This is a genomic window from Gottfriedia acidiceleris (assembly GCF_050457485.1).
In the GTDB taxonomy this organism is placed as follows: Bacteria; Bacillota; Bacilli; order Bacillales; family Bacillaceae_G; genus Gottfriedia; species Gottfriedia acidiceleris_D.
Genome location: NZ_JBCMJM010000013.1, coordinates 108,151 through 123,208, shown reverse-complemented (window position 1 = coordinate 123,208; position 15,058 = coordinate 108,151). Strand labels below are relative to the sequence as shown.

The following is a 15,058-nucleotide window of genomic DNA, read 5'->3' as shown; positions in this document are numbered from 1 at the left end:
TAATCCCATCTCCTACCTTTTATTCCAATCATTTTTCGAAAGTCCAAACATAAATTCAGTTACATATTGGCCTTTAAAAAAAGAATTTTCTATTATTTTCATTTCTTGAAATCCTAATTTTTTTAGTAATTTAATTGAAGAAGAATTTTGTTCTACAGCTATTGCGTTTATTTTTTCTTTATTTAATTCATTAAATAAATAATGAAGCATCCCTTGTAATGCTTCAAATGCAAATCCCTTATTCTGGTACATTGGCTCTAATGTAAAGCCTACTTCGACTTGATTTTTAGGATTTGATAAAGTGTGTACTCCAATATCCCCTATTAGTTGGCCATCCATTTTATTTTCAATCGCTACTTGAACCCATGAATCGGGAATATTCATTTGACCTGACTTTTGCTTTTCGATAAAATTAGTCGCTTGTTCGTATGTATAATTTTCCCAGCCTTGATAAATCGCCACATCTGGATTAGAACGATATTTATAAAAGTTGCTAACATCTTCATCTTTAAACCTTCTAAGTTTTAATCGACTGGTCTCTATTTCAAAAAATTCTAGTTCGCTCATATTCCACCTCTAAAAATTCTCATTATATTTTAATTGTACATTCTATTATACTTAGAAATTTCAAAATAAACTAACTTTTTACACTTTACTTTTTTAATTGATCTATGGTAATTATTATAATTCGTTGTATAATTCTTTTTTTATTGGAATAAAACTTCTGCATATTGAATATTTCATTTTTGTTTTCGTACAATTATAAAACAAAACCCATCATTTAAACTCAAAAAATATAGTTGACACTTCTAACTGTAAATAATAAAATTACAGTATACTCATTTAAATTGAGTAAGGAAGCCAAAACTAATTTGTTTTATTAGATAATACATTATAACTTGTTTTTTATCTCAACTGTAATTTTTTTTATTACATTTTAAATATAAGGAGTGTGTAAAAGAATGGTGAATCTATATGTAACGCCAAGTTGTACATCCTGTCGTAAAGCAAAAGCTTGGCTAGAGGAACATGATATTGATTATAGTGTGAAAAATATTATGAATGAATCACTTACACTTGAGGAGATTAAATCTATTCTTCGCATGACAGAAACTGGTACTGAAGAGATTATATCAAATAAATCAAAAACGTTTCAGGAATTAAATATAAATATTGAATCGCTCCCACTTAATGAATTATATAAATTAATCATAAATAATCCCAAAATGTTGCGTATGCCAATAATCCTAGACGAAAAAAGATTACAGGTTGGTTATAATGAAGATGAAATTCGTAGTTTTCTTCCACGTAAGCTACGAACATTCTCATACATTAAATCACAAAAAGTAGCTAATTAATAATTTATATTAATTATTAAAATGTCAGTTTTCTAAAACATTCTATTGAAGTACTAAATATAGTCACGAAATATATAAAGAAATTAACGATTTTAGGAGGCAGACCATGAATAGTGATTTCACTCTTGCCATTCATAGTTTAACTTATCTTGCGCTGCAGCCGGATCGGATGTCTACAAGTGATGCAATATCAGAGAGTGCCTGTGTCCATCCAGTTCGTATTCGTAAAGTGCTTAGTTTGTTAAAAAAGCATGGATTTATAAAATCGAAGGAAGGATCTGGTGGTGGATTTATTTTCGCGGTAGATTTAAATGAAGTTAATCTATGGGACATTTATATAATCACCTCTGAGGGGGCACTGCAGCCTAAGTGCCCTGAATCAAATGAAAAGTGTGTTGTTGGGGCAAATATGCAAAATGTTCTTTTTACTATTTTCTTAGGTGCAGAAAAACATCTTGGAGGATATTTAAAGCAATATACTATTAAGGACATTATCGATCATATCAAAAGTGATAAGTAAGCAGCAAATAAAGTGAAGGCTAAGCCTTCTTTTATCCAAAATGTAACAAAAAAAATTACAGTTAGTTTTAAGGGCTGTAATGATCACAAGTTTTTTAACTAGTAACTCTAAATAAGAAGGTGGAAAAAAAATGAACTTAAATAATGATTCTATTTTAAAAATAGGTGACTGGGTTAAGGGTATATCATTGCATGGAGAATTAGTAATAGGGTATGTTGAATCACTTACTATTATTGATGAAGTAATAAAGGTAAATGTCATAACTTCAGATAATAAAACGACTGTTGGAAAGACCATTCAAATGCTAAATAGAAACGTAAAGAAAATGCCTGATTCGAAAGTGACAAATAAAGAACAGATTCACTTTCTAATTGACTTGGCCCTCTCAACAGGAGATGAGGATTGGTTTAATGAGCTATCTTCACAGTTAAACTCAATGAGGCAACTTGTTAATAGCGTAAAATAAAGCTTATAAAACAGTAGTAAAAAAGAGTTTCTAAAGGTTGTCTATTTAGACAGCCTTTTTTAGTTCAAAAATCTTAACATTTAAATTTAACAAAGCCCTTCTGATAAGACACCCCTTCTTCCCCTTCACTCGAACGATAAACAAGACGTTCATCTTTAAAATTAATCATCATGAATCCTGCGAGTTAAGTTTGAAACATAAAAAAACTGATCAAATCAATGACCAGTTTCAAATCATATTAATATTGAGTTAATTTATTCAGTGGTGTTTGAATAATTAGTGGTTTTTTTGCAGGATCTAACCATTTTAAAATGGATACTACATTTGTTTTAGATGTAGCCGTGCAGCCTGCAGTATATCCTGAAGTTCCAGCTATGTGAAAAAAGATTGCACTACCTTTTCCTGGGGTTCTCGCAGTATTATAGTTAATAACAAATCCATAATCATATTGAGAAATATTCATCTTTTCGGCAGTTTTCCATCTACCGTTATTTTCTGATGCCAATTGCCAAGTATTATATAATTTACTAGTTGAATCATCTACAAATACATCATTTGAAGTAATTTTACGGTATGTCATTTTCGTACCTGGATTTGAATATCTACCGAATGCTGTTGTAATTGTATATTTCCCTTCAGGTGTTTCATAATCACCTTCATGCTTACTACTAATCATGCCGTTTTTACCGATCACACCTGAATATGTATGTAATTTTTTCCAACTAGTACCGCTTTTTTCAAACGTTTCAATTAAAACATTTCTTGTACTTTCATTTTCTGCTGACACAATGATTAATTGCTTTGAAGTACCTAAAGTTTTCATTTTATTTACGGTCGTGGCAGAAACTGTTGTTGGGGCTTTTTTAATATATTTACTTGAAACCCATCCAGTTTTTGTTCCACTTTTTATTTTATACCAAGATCCGCTTGTGCTTGTGATCGTAACTTTCGCACCCTTTTTAAGTGTCCCAATTACTTTATAACTAGTACTAGGGCCGCTTCTTACATTTAAAACTGATGCAGTTACTGTACCGCTTATCGTCGCAGCTTCCACGGTCTTAATTGAACTCGGAGTAGTATTTCCATAGAATAAACCTCCAGTTAAAATTGATAGTGCTAAAGTTGTTTTGCAAATACTTTTAATCATTAAATCAGCTCCATTGTAAAGTAAATCTATATTCGAGCTTTTATTATACATAACTAACCTTACATAATAAGGACATTTTTATTACAATTCAATTAGTTTTATAACATTTATCTTAAAATTGTAGAAATTATTAAAATCTTTTCGATACTATTTAAATTATAATCAAAAATGACAAAAAAAGAAGCCAATTTTAATTTTGGCTTCTTTTTTATTTATTAATGTCCTACCATCATTGAAGATTTTGACTCGTCAAGATCTGCTTTTGACGCATCTACATCTTGCACTTTTGGTTTACGTAAAATAATTGCTAATAACGCTCCTACTAATGCGATACCTGCTGCTAGTAAGAATGTATCACCAAATGCAGAAATCATTGCATTTAATGGGTTCGTTGTTTTTGCCATATAATCCTTAGTACTAGAAGTTAAAAATCCAGCCATACCTGCTACTGCAAATGATACCATTACTTGCTGCGCAGCTGCAGTTAAAGGCGTTACACGACTGACTAAATGTCTTGGTGCAGATTGTAATACGTGTGTATTAATCGGCATCATGGATAATCCCATTCCAGCACCCATCATAGCAAGTGTTAACATAATAAATGTATTTGATGAGTCAACTGTAATTTTAGAGAAAATGAATAGTGCAGATGTGATAATTGTTAAACCAACTAACGCCATCGGTCTAGCTCCAACTTTATCATACATTTTACCACCAATTGGCATCATTAAAGCAGATGCTAATGCTTGAGGTAACATAATTAAGCCTGTTTCAAATGCTCCATATTGTTTAACTGTTTGTAAAAATAATGGAACAATTAGGAACGAACCGAATAAAGCAATTTGCATAATCCATGTAATTAAAATACTTCTAACAAAATCAGACGATTTAAATACACGTAATTCAAGTAAAGGTTGTTTTAGGCGAAGCTCAACAAAGATGAAAAGTACTAATGCAACACCACCAACAATTAAACCTGTTAATGTTCCTTTTGAAGTCCAACTTATTGAACTTTGACTAACTCCGTAAGCTAACATTGAAAAAGCGATTGGAGCAATAATTATTCCTAATCCGTCTAAAGCAGGTACTGATTTAGATTCAAAATTAGGTAAGAATTTAGCTCCAATTAATAAAGCAATAATACCGATTGGTAAATTAATTAGAAAAATCCAATGCCAAGTAGAATACTCTACGAACCATCCTGAGATAACCGGCCCTAATGCAGGTGCAAGTAACATCGGAATTCCAAGCATCCCCATAATTGAACCGATTTTTTCTGGAGGAGCTAATCTAAAGATAATTGCCATACCGATTGGCGCAACCATTCCTCCACCAATTCCTTGTATTACTCGAAATAAAATTAACTGTTCAGGTGATTGTGCTACAGAACAAAGAACTGAACCGATTGTAAAAAACAAAACCGTTAATAAGAAAATTTTCTTAGCTCCAAAACGATCAGACATCCAGCCTGCAAGTGGTATAACGGCTGATAATGCCAATGTATATCCTGTAATCGTCCACTGCATTTTTGTTAAATCAGATTTAAAATATTCGGTAATTCCAGGTAATGCTACGTTTACTACCGTACTATCTAAAATAACCATGATCATACCTACGATTACTGCCATCATTGGACCAATAATCGTTTTTATGCTAAACGGCGTGTCAGCCGAGTTTTGCTGATTATTCATATATTATCCCCATTTCTTCTATCTATTTTTGTTAAGCTGTATTGAAGTTCGTTCAAATTTTCCATTCTATTTATTAGTGCAAAAAACCATATTATGATAAAAGCTAAATTTGAACAGAAAGTCTATCATACAAAAAAACAATTAAAATGTAAATAGTAATTGTCCTTAATCCGAAAACAGTACTCACAATAAGTACAGTATATGTTAATTATATGTCCATTTCAAGTTTAATTTTTAATTATTTTTATTGATTTTTTGTAAACTTAAATTGTAGCTTCAGTCAGAAAGTTTAAATTAAATAAATAAAAAATAGCCCTTATGATTTTATTCACTGGGCTATTTTTTAATCACATAATTTTAATTATTTATTTTTAACATATTTCATCATTAGAGAAGCAATTGTATGTTGCTCCTGTTCATCCGCAACATTCCAAAGGTCTTTTAAAATTTGTTCTTCTGCATTTTTTGGTTCTACTTCATTTGCTAAGTAATTTCCTAAGCGATATGCCATTTCAGAAATAGCACCTTCACCTACACCTTTGTCACCTGTTGCATCTAAACGATCACCTAAAAAATCTTTCCATTGATCCCAGTTATCTAAAATTGACATCGTTTTTCACCTCATAATAATAGTAGTTGAAGATTACATAAATACTATTTACTTTTTTTGAAGTATTTATGTATGAATTATTATCCGGGTAATATTGTCAGAAAATTAAAATAAAAAGAGCTAATCATTTTGCATAATTAGCTCTTTTAATCATATTATTTTTTATTTTCGTTCATAAAAAATATCGCTAAAGTACCAGGTCCTGCATGAGCACCTATAGCAGAACCGATTGAATTAATGACAAACTCCTTACATCCAAAAGTCTCTGCCATCGCATTTTTAATTTCAATTGCTTTGTCTAGATCGTCACCGTGAGAAATACCAATTAATTGAGTTGATAAATTTGTCCCTCGAGATTCCATAATTTCAAGAATTCTTTTTATCAATTTTTTAGAACCTCTAATTTTTTCAAGTGGAATTAGCTTTCCATCTTCAACATGTAAGATCGGTTTAATATTTAATAAATTGCCTACAAAACCAGCCACTTTACTTAAGCGACCTCCACGTACCAAATATTGTAGGTCATCAACTGTAAAGATATGTTCAATATGACCGATGCTATGTTTTATATTTTTAACAATTTCTTCTTTTGTAGCTCCGTTCATTGCAAGCTTTGCAGCATTAACAGCAATTAGCCCTTGTCCGATTGATGCACTTTTTGTATCAAATATCTCTAAATCAAAATCAGGAAATTCCTCGTCAAACTCATTTTTTACCATTACTGCTGATTGATATGTACCTGAAAGTTCAGAAGAAAACGCAATATAGATACAAGGTGTGCTTTCCTTTGCGTATTTAACGAATGTATTATAAATATACTCATACGACGGAAGAGACGTTTTAAATACTTTTCCATTACGCATTTCATTAAATAAAGTCTTTGAATCCAATGTTAAACCATCAAAATATTCTTTTTCATCTTCTGAATAAACTCGTAGTGGAATGACATCAATATTATATTGTTCAATGATCTCCTTCGGTAAATCAGCCGCACTATCCGTAATTATTTTTAAATTCATCTAATCATACCTCTGTTTCAATAAATTGGTTTATTCTATTTAAACTGATAAATTCTATTTTCTCACAAAATGCTTTTACAGAAAAATAAAATGTTTTAATATAATTTTAATAATAATATTTGCTATTAACAAATATATACCTTCTTTTTTTTTGTATTCTTCACAAAAAATTTAAAGTTTACCATTCATATTGTTTATTTGGATAATAGCCATATCGATATTCTGAATGACTTTTTTCTTCTTCTTCTCTTCTCATATTAATTAGTGCATATACAATTAAAATCGCTCCGAAAACTTGAACCCAACTACCCACAAGTAGTAGATGTTCTCCTAAAATAATATTATCATGTAATAATGCAGCATTACCGGCTCCATCAATTAATGCACCTAAAGCAATTAATTCATTTCCATAAGCTTCAATTTTTGCTAGTTGTGTTCCCTCTTCAAATGTTCCATGTGTTTCTATTTGGGCACCAATTGCTTGAATAATACTTCCAATTGCATTTAATTTATGACCTTCTTCCTCAAGGCCTTCACGTTCTAATGTTGTCGCAATTGTATTTGTAATATTACCAGATGCTTGAATCCAAGAACCAAGCATAATGGTTAATTCATATTCTTTTTTTTCCTTTTTATACAATTTTTCTCTTCCGACCGCTTGAATAGAGTTTCCAAATGCTTCAATTGCATTACCTTTAGCAAATAAATCTCTTCCAAAATCTTCACTAATGATTTTTTTACTTGAAACACCAACAGCTGAAGTTAAAGTTCCAAGTATTAAAAAATATCCACCTATTAAAACTAAATCCCCACCTGAATCGTTCATTTTGGCACCACCTATTGGAGCATATAAATTAGTTTATTCAACTTTAAATTTAATTGACAATTAATATTGTTTTGATTAATATAATAACAATTAATATTTCGAAATCTAAAAGCTATGAAGAGAAAAGTAGTAAAGCTAAAATTATTTACAGAGAGCTCCTGGTTGCTGAAAAAGGAATAATAATAAACTTTATGAAAAAAGACTTGGAGCTTCGTATGGAACTAAAGTTCACTTTAGGGATGGTACGCCGGGTTCTCCCGTTATAGAGATAGGGTATAAGCATTCTTGCCGTACCTAAATAAGGTTGGTATGGTAACATATCAATAAACTGGGGTGGTACCACGAAGTTAACAAACTCTCGTCCTCAAGATGATTAAATCTTGGGGGTGGGAGTTTTTTATTTGCAATTAGTAAGTTAAATAAAAATAATTTCGAGGTGATAGCATGCATTGGGCATATAAAATCGCAAATGAATTAATAGAAAAACATCCAAATAAAGAAACTTATGTATGTGCATCTGGCATAAGCCCATCCGGGTCGGTTCATATTGGAAATTTTCGTGAAATCATTACAACTTATTTTGTTGTGAAAGCTCTAAATAATTTAGGTAAGAAAACAAGATTTATCTTTTCTTGGGATGATTTTGATCGTTTTAGGAAGGTACCGACTAATATTGATCCAACTTATCAACATTTTATAGGTAAAGCTTATTCAAATATCCCTGACCCATTTGGCTGTCACTCAACATTCGCTGAACACTTTGAAAAGGAATTTGAAAATTCCTTATCTAAACTAGGAATTGATGTTGAGTTTATTTATCAGAGTAAAGAATACAAATCTGGTAGATATAATGAGGACATTATACATGCTATTGAAAAAAGAAAAGAAATTTATGATATTTTAATGAAGTTCAAAACTAGTGTTCCAAACGAACAAGAACGTAATGATTTTTACCCTATTACTCTGTACTGTGAAAATTGCGAAAAAGATGATCCTTCAATTACTCAATATAATAATGAAAGCAAAATTTTAGATTATACATGTCGTTGTGGATTTTCAAATCAATTATCTGTAGAAATTGCAAACAATATTAAATTAAATTGGAAAATTGATTGGGCTATGAGGTGGATGAAAGAAGACGTTGTATTTGAACCTGGTGGAAGAGATCATTCATCTCAAACCGGTAGTTACAATGTTTCAAAAGAAATAGCTAAAGCCATATTTGACTATGATGCACCTCATTATACACCTTATGAGTTTATTGGAATAAAAGGTCAAAATCAAAAAATGTCTAGCTCCTCTGGTAATTTAATAACCCCTGCTGAGTTACTGCAAATCTATTTACCAGAAGTGATTCTGTTTATGTTTGCTAAATATAAACCAACAGCAGCTTTTAATATAGGTTTAGATGAAGATGCGATTAAAAACTATTCAGAATTTGAACGATATCAATCAAATTATATTGATCAATCTTTACACGATTTAAATATTTGCCAATCGGTTGAATTTGCACATATCGGCAAAATTGATAAAAAATATCCAAAGTTTAATCATGTTGCTAGCATTCTGCCTCTCGTTAATTACAATGTAGATCTATTAAAAGAAATATTTATTAATAATGGAGAAACTTACTCCTCCATTGAAATAGAGAAAATTAGTCAGTTGGCTGAATTTTGGATTAAAAAATACAATCCACAAAAAAATATAATGATAAACAAAAAACAAGCTATTGAATTTTATCACTCTTTAACTGAAGAACAGCAATATTGGTTGAAAAATTTATGTGACTATCTTTTAAATAACAAGCACCAAGATCAATCTGAATTAATGAAAGAATTATATTCGATTTGTTATCATGACGATAAAAAAATAATGAAAGCAAATCAAAAAACTTTTTTCTCAATGATCTATCAACTTGTTTTAAATAGAACAAGTGGGCCACCTATTCCATTGTTGTTTCAAGTAGTGAATAAAAATCAGCTAATCAATTTATTAAACTTCAACGAAATTTAATATAAGGGAATTAAAATAAAAATGGACTCAGATCTATAAAATCTGAGTCCCATTTAATTAATTTTTATTGAATACGATTTTTAAATGCTTCTTCTGTCACAATATAATCTTCTTCTCGATCTTCATGTTTACGGTCTTCAGGTGCGACTAGTGATCCTTTTGGATGAGTAGGTTCATGACCTTTTTTCTTATGATTAAAGTTTTTACCTCTTGCCATTATAAAATCCTCCTTAGTTAAATCATCATTAATAATATGAGTATTTGGACTTTAACTTATAGATGGTAGATTATTACAAGGCGAATTTTATTAAGCTGATTTTGATGTTATGATAATGAAAAAGACTTAATTAACAGTTGAGGTAGAAGATGAAAAAAGAATTTGCAATCAGTATTTCAAATCAAATTAAAAATTGGATGGTTTCGAATAATTCTTTATTTAATATTGAAGAAATACCAACAACTTTCAATACATTACAAAATTTTCAACAATGGACAAACGGTAAACCGATTGTTTCAGCATTTCATTTAAGTAAAGTCGAGGAAGAAAGCTATTATTTACTTTTAATCGACTGGCATCGAAATGAAAATTTTTATTTAGTCATATATGTTGAAAATAAATCTACAACCGCTGCAGAAATAAGAGAAATTCGTGAGCAAGATGGACAGTTTTCTTTAGTTTGGAAATATAATCCTTTGAAACGGGACGGTAAAAATGCTGAACGAAAAGCTTATTTCAAACAAGTATTTGGTTCACTTCAAGTAGACATACCAATTCCGAATACACCTATCGAAGTTGAACGATTTTTTAATGATATCTACAAATTATGCAGAAACCGTCAAACAGCAGACAGGATTATAGATCTATATGATTTATAAATTATAAATGAGCACTCTAACAAAAGAAACACCTTCTATAAACTAGAAGGTGTTTCACCGTTCAAATCTTCGTAACAAATAACACAATTTTTCCCGTTTTGTTTTCCTGCATACATAGCCTTATAAGCGTGATTAATACTTAAATATTTTTTATTAAAATTTTTCTCATATATGTACTCTAAACATTAACAGAGTTTTGAAATCTTGCACCCTTTTTTAATAATAAAGGAGTGATTATAAAACCGATAATCATACCTGCCAAGTGACCAGTTAAACTTGTCGACGGGATAATTAATGAAGATAGTAAACCAATTCCTAAAAATGTTATGACAAACTTACGATCATCTGAAAAGAGCATCTCTTTTCTAAATATAGTAATAAATAAATACATTCCTAAAAAAGCATAGCCTACACCGGATGCCCCTGTTTCAACTGTATTAGGCGAATAGTTAAAATTAATAATAAGCCCTGTAAGAATAACCGATAATAAATAAAATAATAAAAATTTAACTGAACCTAATGCTCTTTCTAATGGTCTACCTAATATAATCATAAAGGTCATATTCATAAAAAAATGAGCGTAGCTTCCGTGCATGAATGCATAAGTAAAAAGTCTCCATATTTCACCTTGTTTTACTAATTCGTGCTCATAACCACCTAAATTAATGATATTTTCAATCGTATACCCACCTAAAAATGTCGTAATGATCGCTAATATAGTACATAAACCAACCATAATCGTTGTGATTGGATATTTCCTAATAAACGTTTTGAAGTCTTCTGTCACCAAAAACATCAATCTTCATCCCTTCTTGGAGCTATTATCAAGTTGTTATTTATTTTTCTACTTACTTAATTCGACATTTTTTATGAAAATTCCTATTTTCAAATTAAAAAATCATACAAAAATTTAGAGGTAGAAATAAAAGTAGCCGTCATAATGGATTATTAATTCTTTGTCTATGTATCCACCTTACTCTCATTTTAAGTCCTATTCATTTGTTAATATCAAAGGATAGTATTTTTGAATGATTTTTAATGGGGTAAAAGTATTAATATATTTTGCACTTGTAAAAACAGCTACGAATTGATTTTTTGGTGAAATAATGATGAATTGGCCTCCATAACCCATAGCAAAATAAATCGTTGAATCAAAATCCTTTAACTCATTATTTTCAAGGACCCACCAATGATAGGCATATGAACCAACATGCGGATATGTATGGTACTTCGCTTTTGTTGATTTTCCAATCCACTCACTTGAAATAATTTGTCTATAATTCCATTTTCCTTTTTGCATCATTAAAATCCCAAGCTTTAGTAGATCATCTGTCGTTAAACTTAAGCCAAATCCACCGATATTAATTCCTTTTGAATCTTCATGCCAAATAAACTCTTTTATGCCTAACGGATCAAATAACATTCGTTTTGCAAAAGTAGATAGTTTTTCGTCCGTTACCATCTGAATAATTGCACTTAGTACTTGTGATGCTCCAGAATCATAAATCATTTTTTCACCTGGTTTATTAACCATTTCTTTTTCTAGTACATATTGGATCCAGTCTTTACTATTAATCATTGGGAATGGACGTCCCCCCCATTCTCCCCACTCTTGCCAATCATATCCAGGTGTCATTGTGAGCAAATGTTCGATCGTAATGTCTTGTTTTTTCATTTCAATATTCGGAAAAAATTTAGAAATTGGTACATCAACACTTTCTATAAATCCTTTATCAATTACAATTCCTATTAACATCGATAAAACACTTTTCGTAACCGAATTAATTTTGAATAGTTTTGTTTCGCTTTTTGAATTTTTATAAAATTTATATTTAGTTTCTCCATTTTGATAAATAAGGCAAGTTGAAATGCGTTCTTTATTTAATTCATTTTCGAATTTTACATAGTTCATAGAATTTGTTTTCAAATCATTTCTCCTTTCAAGATGCTTTAGTAAGTTCCTTCTATATTAAATCAAAAAATGTATATTTTTCATTCGTTCAAATCATTTTCAAAAATTTGTCCCCTTAAAACAAAATCGAGCTGCCATAGCAACTCTAAAATGATTTATTTAACATCTTATCTATTTTTTAAAATTATCTTTAATCAAAACAAGTTTCTTTATTAGGATTTTGATAATATTCGAACATTAATTCTAATTGAGAAGGAGTATTTCGATTGATAGAAAGGTCTGGTAAATGCTCTTTATCAAAGAAATCAATATCACTTGTTTCTGTTCCAATTGAGGGATTACCACCAACAATTTCACATTGAATAAATAATTTGTAGTAGTGATATGAATGAGGTGGATGGTCATGCTTTGTCATGTCTAAAACTGCTAGTAGTTTCTTCACTTTAACTTCATAGCCTGATTCTTCAAAAATTTCTTTTACTACATTTTCTGAAGCTGATAATCCAACGTCACAAAAACCACCTGGTAAAGACCATTTATTTTCTAGCTTTTCTTTTACTAATAATAGTTTACCGTTTTTAAAAACGACACCTCTAACATCAAGCTTAGGTGTGGGATACCCCCGTTCATTGCGAAACAATCCTTCGATTTCCTCAATTTGTAATTCTGAATAATGATTTAAAATATCAGCACTTATGTGTCTTAGTTCTTCATACCTTTCTTTATCAAATACATCTTTCGTAAAGGTCAATCCTGCTTGAGAAATTGCTTGGATTCTCTGTGCCCATTCTAGCCATTTTATACTCATAGGAATCCACATCCTTTTCTACTTCTAGGTAGTTTTACAAACAATTTTTATACTTTGTCCTAACTTTAGTTTACGCATAATTGCTTCTCGTTGACTTACTAAATGCCTATATAAAAAAAGAAAGCTCTAAAACCTTAGAGCTTTCGGACTGTTGACAAACGCTCGCTTTCTTCGTTGCTTCGCCTGTCTGCGGTGTGCTCATTACCGCCTAAGGGTAACTCCTCTCCTCACCAGGCTTCGCGCCTCGAAAGACAAGCGCTTGCAATCAGTCTGAAAATCAAATCTTTGTACTTTGTCTATATTTAAATGATCGAATCTTCCATCGTTAAAACAACGGGACAGTGGTCACTTCCCATAATGTGGGAGTGAATTTCTGAATTTATTAGCTCATTTTGAAGCCTATTTGAAATAATAAAATAATCAATACGCCATCCAATATTTCGTTCACGGACCTTTGCCATATAAGACCACCAACTATATGAACCTTCTTTAGTTGGATTTAAAAATCGAAAGCTGTCAGTAAAGCCACTTTCTAATAATGCTGTCATTTTACCACGTTCTTCTTTTGTAAAGCCAGAATTCGTACGATTTGATTTTGGATTAGCTAAATCGATTTCATTATGTGCGACATTTAAATCCCCACATAAAATGACAGGTTTATGATCATCGAGCTTATTTAAATAGTGTTTAAAATCATCTTCCCATTTTAATCTTATTGGTAATCTAGCTAAATCTCGCTGAGAATTAGGCGTATAAACATTTACCATATAAAATTTTTCGAATTCTAAGGTTAATACCCTACCTTCTTGATCTTCTTCTTTACCGTTAAATCCAAAACTTACATTTAATGGTTTATGTTTCGAAAAAATTGCAGTACCTGAATAACCCTTTCTTACTGCAGAATGCCAAAATTGATAATAACCGTCTAATTCCAAAGTTATTTGATCTTCTTGGCACTTCGTTTCTTGTATACAAAATAGATCCGCTTTTTGTTCATTAAAATAATCTAAAAATCCCTTTTGCACACATGCTCTTATTCCGTTTACATTCCAAGATATTAATTTCATATTTTTTTCTCCAATTTACGTTTAGGTTTCGGTTTTACTAAAGATGAACGATAATCGAACTGATGAATTTGCCCATGGTAAATTGAAGTTTTTTCATATAACTCTTCAAATGATGAGATTTCATATTCCTTCGTTAAATGAAGAAATATTTTAGCACAAGACTCCGCATCCGCTAGTGCATGGTGATGATGTTCTAATAAAATACCGAATTGCCTTGATAAAGTATCTAATGAATAACGAGATTGCTTTGGCAATACCTTCTTAGCAAGCTGCAGTGAACATAATAAATTATTTAAAGCTGAAGGTATACCATATCTTGTTAAATTATCTTTTAATGCATAACCATCAAATGCTAGATTATGTGCTACTAATGTTTTACCCTCAATTTTATCTTTAATCGTTTCATAAAATTCTGGGAAAAGAGGTGCATCTTGTACATCTCTTGGCCTAATTCCGTGCACAGAAATATTCATCGAATAAAATTCTTCTTCAGGATTAATTAGTGAGTAAACTTGGTCAACAATTACTCCTTCTTCAACAAATACAAAACCGGCAGCACAAATGCTATGTCGATTGTAATTTGCCGTTTCAAAATCGAACGCTACAAATGATTTCATATTCTATTACTTCCTCTATTTATATGATAAATCTATTATAATCTTTTTTATAAAAAGATGCATTTTTATAATAACGTAAAAAGTTCACATTTTCGCCATAATTTATTGTACAATAATAAGATTAATAG

At 30.6% G+C, this 15,058-nt stretch carries 17 protein-coding genes and 1 other annotated feature; of the genes, 5 read left to right on the top strand and 12 right to left on the bottom strand.

Annotated elements, in window-relative coordinates; genetic code table 11:
• Nucleotides 1–12 precede the first annotated feature (12 nt).
• Entirely contained in the window at nucleotides 13–567 is a 555-nt protein-coding gene (locus tag ABEY15_RS14705) for a GNAT family N-acetyltransferase (RefSeq protein WP_429890910.1), read from the bottom strand.
• A gap of 395 nt (nucleotides 568–962) precedes the next feature.
• Between ABEY15_RS14705 and spxA the strand changes: the two genes are divergently transcribed.
• The 3 genes from spxA to ABEY15_RS14690 all read left to right on the top strand — a co-directional run bounded on the left by spxA (nucleotide 963) and on the right by ABEY15_RS14690 (nucleotide 2,344).
• Nucleotides 963–1,358 (top strand): transcriptional regulator SpxA, encoded by a 396-nt coding sequence (spxA, locus tag ABEY15_RS14700; RefSeq protein ID WP_429890909.1) that lies wholly within the window; start codon nucleotides 963–965, stop codon nucleotides 1,356–1,358.
• A 106-nt stretch (nucleotides 1,359–1,464) separates the two neighbouring features.
• Nucleotides 1,465–1,878, top strand: a complete 414-nt coding sequence (locus ABEY15_RS14695; RefSeq protein ID WP_429890908.1) for an RrF2 family transcriptional regulator — start codon at nucleotides 1,465–1,467, stop codon at nucleotides 1,876–1,878.
• Between the two features lie 130 nt (nucleotides 1,879–2,008).
• Nucleotides 2,009–2,344, top strand: coding sequence for an IDEAL domain-containing protein (locus ABEY15_RS14690; protein WP_429890906.1), 336 nt, complete (start codon nucleotides 2,009–2,011; stop codon nucleotides 2,342–2,344).
• Nucleotides 2,345–2,582: 238 nt separating this feature from the next.
• Here ABEY15_RS14690 and ABEY15_RS14685 read toward each other — a convergent pair whose 3' ends face one another.
• The 5 genes from ABEY15_RS14685 to ABEY15_RS14665 all read right to left on the bottom strand — a co-directional run bounded on the left by ABEY15_RS14685 (nucleotide 2,583) and on the right by ABEY15_RS14665 (nucleotide 7,637).
• Nucleotides 2,583–3,491: an SH3 domain-containing protein gene (locus ABEY15_RS14685; protein ID WP_429890905.1), complete on the bottom strand. Its 909-nt coding sequence runs from the start codon at nucleotides 3,489–3,491 to the stop codon at nucleotides 2,583–2,585.
• Nucleotides 3,492–3,706: 215 nt separating this feature from the next.
• Nucleotides 3,707–5,182 (bottom strand): MDR family MFS transporter, encoded by a 1,476-nt coding sequence (locus tag ABEY15_RS14680; RefSeq protein ID WP_429890904.1) that lies wholly within the window; start codon nucleotides 5,180–5,182, stop codon nucleotides 3,707–3,709.
• Between the two features lie 361 nt (nucleotides 5,183–5,543).
• A complete protein-coding gene (locus tag ABEY15_RS14675; RefSeq protein WP_429890902.1) occupies nucleotides 5,544–5,792 on the bottom strand; it encodes a DUF3243 domain-containing protein in 249 nt (82 codons plus the stop codon).
• A 155-nt stretch (nucleotides 5,793–5,947) separates the two neighbouring features.
• On the bottom strand, nucleotides 5,948–6,811 hold the full coding sequence (locus ABEY15_RS14670) for a DegV family protein (protein WP_429890900.1): 864 nt from the start codon (nucleotides 6,809–6,811) through the stop codon (nucleotides 5,948–5,950).
• Nucleotides 6,812–6,989: 178 nt separating this feature from the next.
• On the bottom strand, nucleotides 6,990–7,637 hold the full coding sequence (locus ABEY15_RS14665) for a DUF6944 family repetitive protein (RefSeq protein WP_429890898.1): 648 nt from the start codon (nucleotides 7,635–7,637) through the stop codon (nucleotides 6,990–6,992).
• Between the two features lie 105 nt (nucleotides 7,638–7,742).
• Nucleotides 7,743–8,006 (top strand) — a binding site (T-box leader).
• 75 nt (nucleotides 8,007–8,081) lie between these two features.
• On the opposite strand from ABEY15_RS14665, the gene lysS reads away from it, so the two are divergent.
• A complete protein-coding gene (gene lysS, locus ABEY15_RS14660) occupies nucleotides 8,082–9,650 on the top strand; it encodes a lysine--tRNA ligase (RefSeq protein WP_429890896.1) in 1,569 nt (522 codons plus the stop codon).
• 64 nt (nucleotides 9,651–9,714) lie between these two features.
• Here lysS and ABEY15_RS14655 read toward each other — a convergent pair whose 3' ends face one another.
• A complete protein-coding gene (locus tag ABEY15_RS14655) occupies nucleotides 9,715–9,867 on the bottom strand; it encodes a hypothetical protein (protein WP_429890894.1) in 153 nt (50 codons plus the stop codon).
• A gap of 149 nt (nucleotides 9,868–10,016) precedes the next feature.
• Between ABEY15_RS14655 and ABEY15_RS14650 the strand changes: the two genes are divergently transcribed.
• Nucleotides 10,017–10,526 carry a hypothetical protein gene (locus tag ABEY15_RS14650; RefSeq protein ID WP_429890892.1) on the top strand — a complete coding sequence of 170 codons (510 nt, stop codon included), beginning with the start codon at nucleotides 10,017–10,019 and terminating at the stop codon, nucleotides 10,524–10,526.
• A 178-nt stretch (nucleotides 10,527–10,704) separates the two neighbouring features.
• Here ABEY15_RS14650 and ABEY15_RS14645 read toward each other — a convergent pair whose 3' ends face one another.
• The 5 genes from ABEY15_RS14645 to ABEY15_RS14625 form a co-directional block, all read right to left on the bottom strand.
• Complete coding sequence (locus ABEY15_RS14645; RefSeq protein WP_429890891.1) at nucleotides 10,705–11,322, bottom strand: rhomboid family intramembrane serine protease; 618 nt, start codon at nucleotides 11,320–11,322, stop codon at nucleotides 10,705–10,707.
• Nucleotides 11,323–11,517: 195 nt separating this feature from the next.
• Nucleotides 11,518–12,453 (bottom strand): serine hydrolase domain-containing protein, encoded by a 936-nt coding sequence (locus tag ABEY15_RS14640; protein WP_429890889.1) that lies wholly within the window; start codon nucleotides 12,451–12,453, stop codon nucleotides 11,518–11,520.
• A 175-nt stretch (nucleotides 12,454–12,628) separates the two neighbouring features.
• Nucleotides 12,629–13,246, bottom strand: coding sequence for an NUDIX hydrolase (locus ABEY15_RS14635; protein ID WP_429890887.1), 618 nt, complete (start codon nucleotides 13,244–13,246; stop codon nucleotides 12,629–12,631).
• Between the two features lie 302 nt (nucleotides 13,247–13,548).
• Nucleotides 13,549–14,313, bottom strand: coding sequence for an exodeoxyribonuclease III (locus ABEY15_RS14630; RefSeq protein ID WP_429890886.1), 765 nt, complete (start codon nucleotides 14,311–14,313; stop codon nucleotides 13,549–13,551).
• Nucleotides 14,310–14,930, bottom strand: coding sequence for a 3'-5' exonuclease (locus tag ABEY15_RS14625; protein WP_429890884.1), 621 nt, complete (start codon nucleotides 14,928–14,930; stop codon nucleotides 14,310–14,312). The genes ABEY15_RS14630 and ABEY15_RS14625 overlap by 4 nt, the downstream gene beginning before the upstream one ends.
• Nucleotides 14,931–15,058 lie beyond the last annotated feature (128 nt).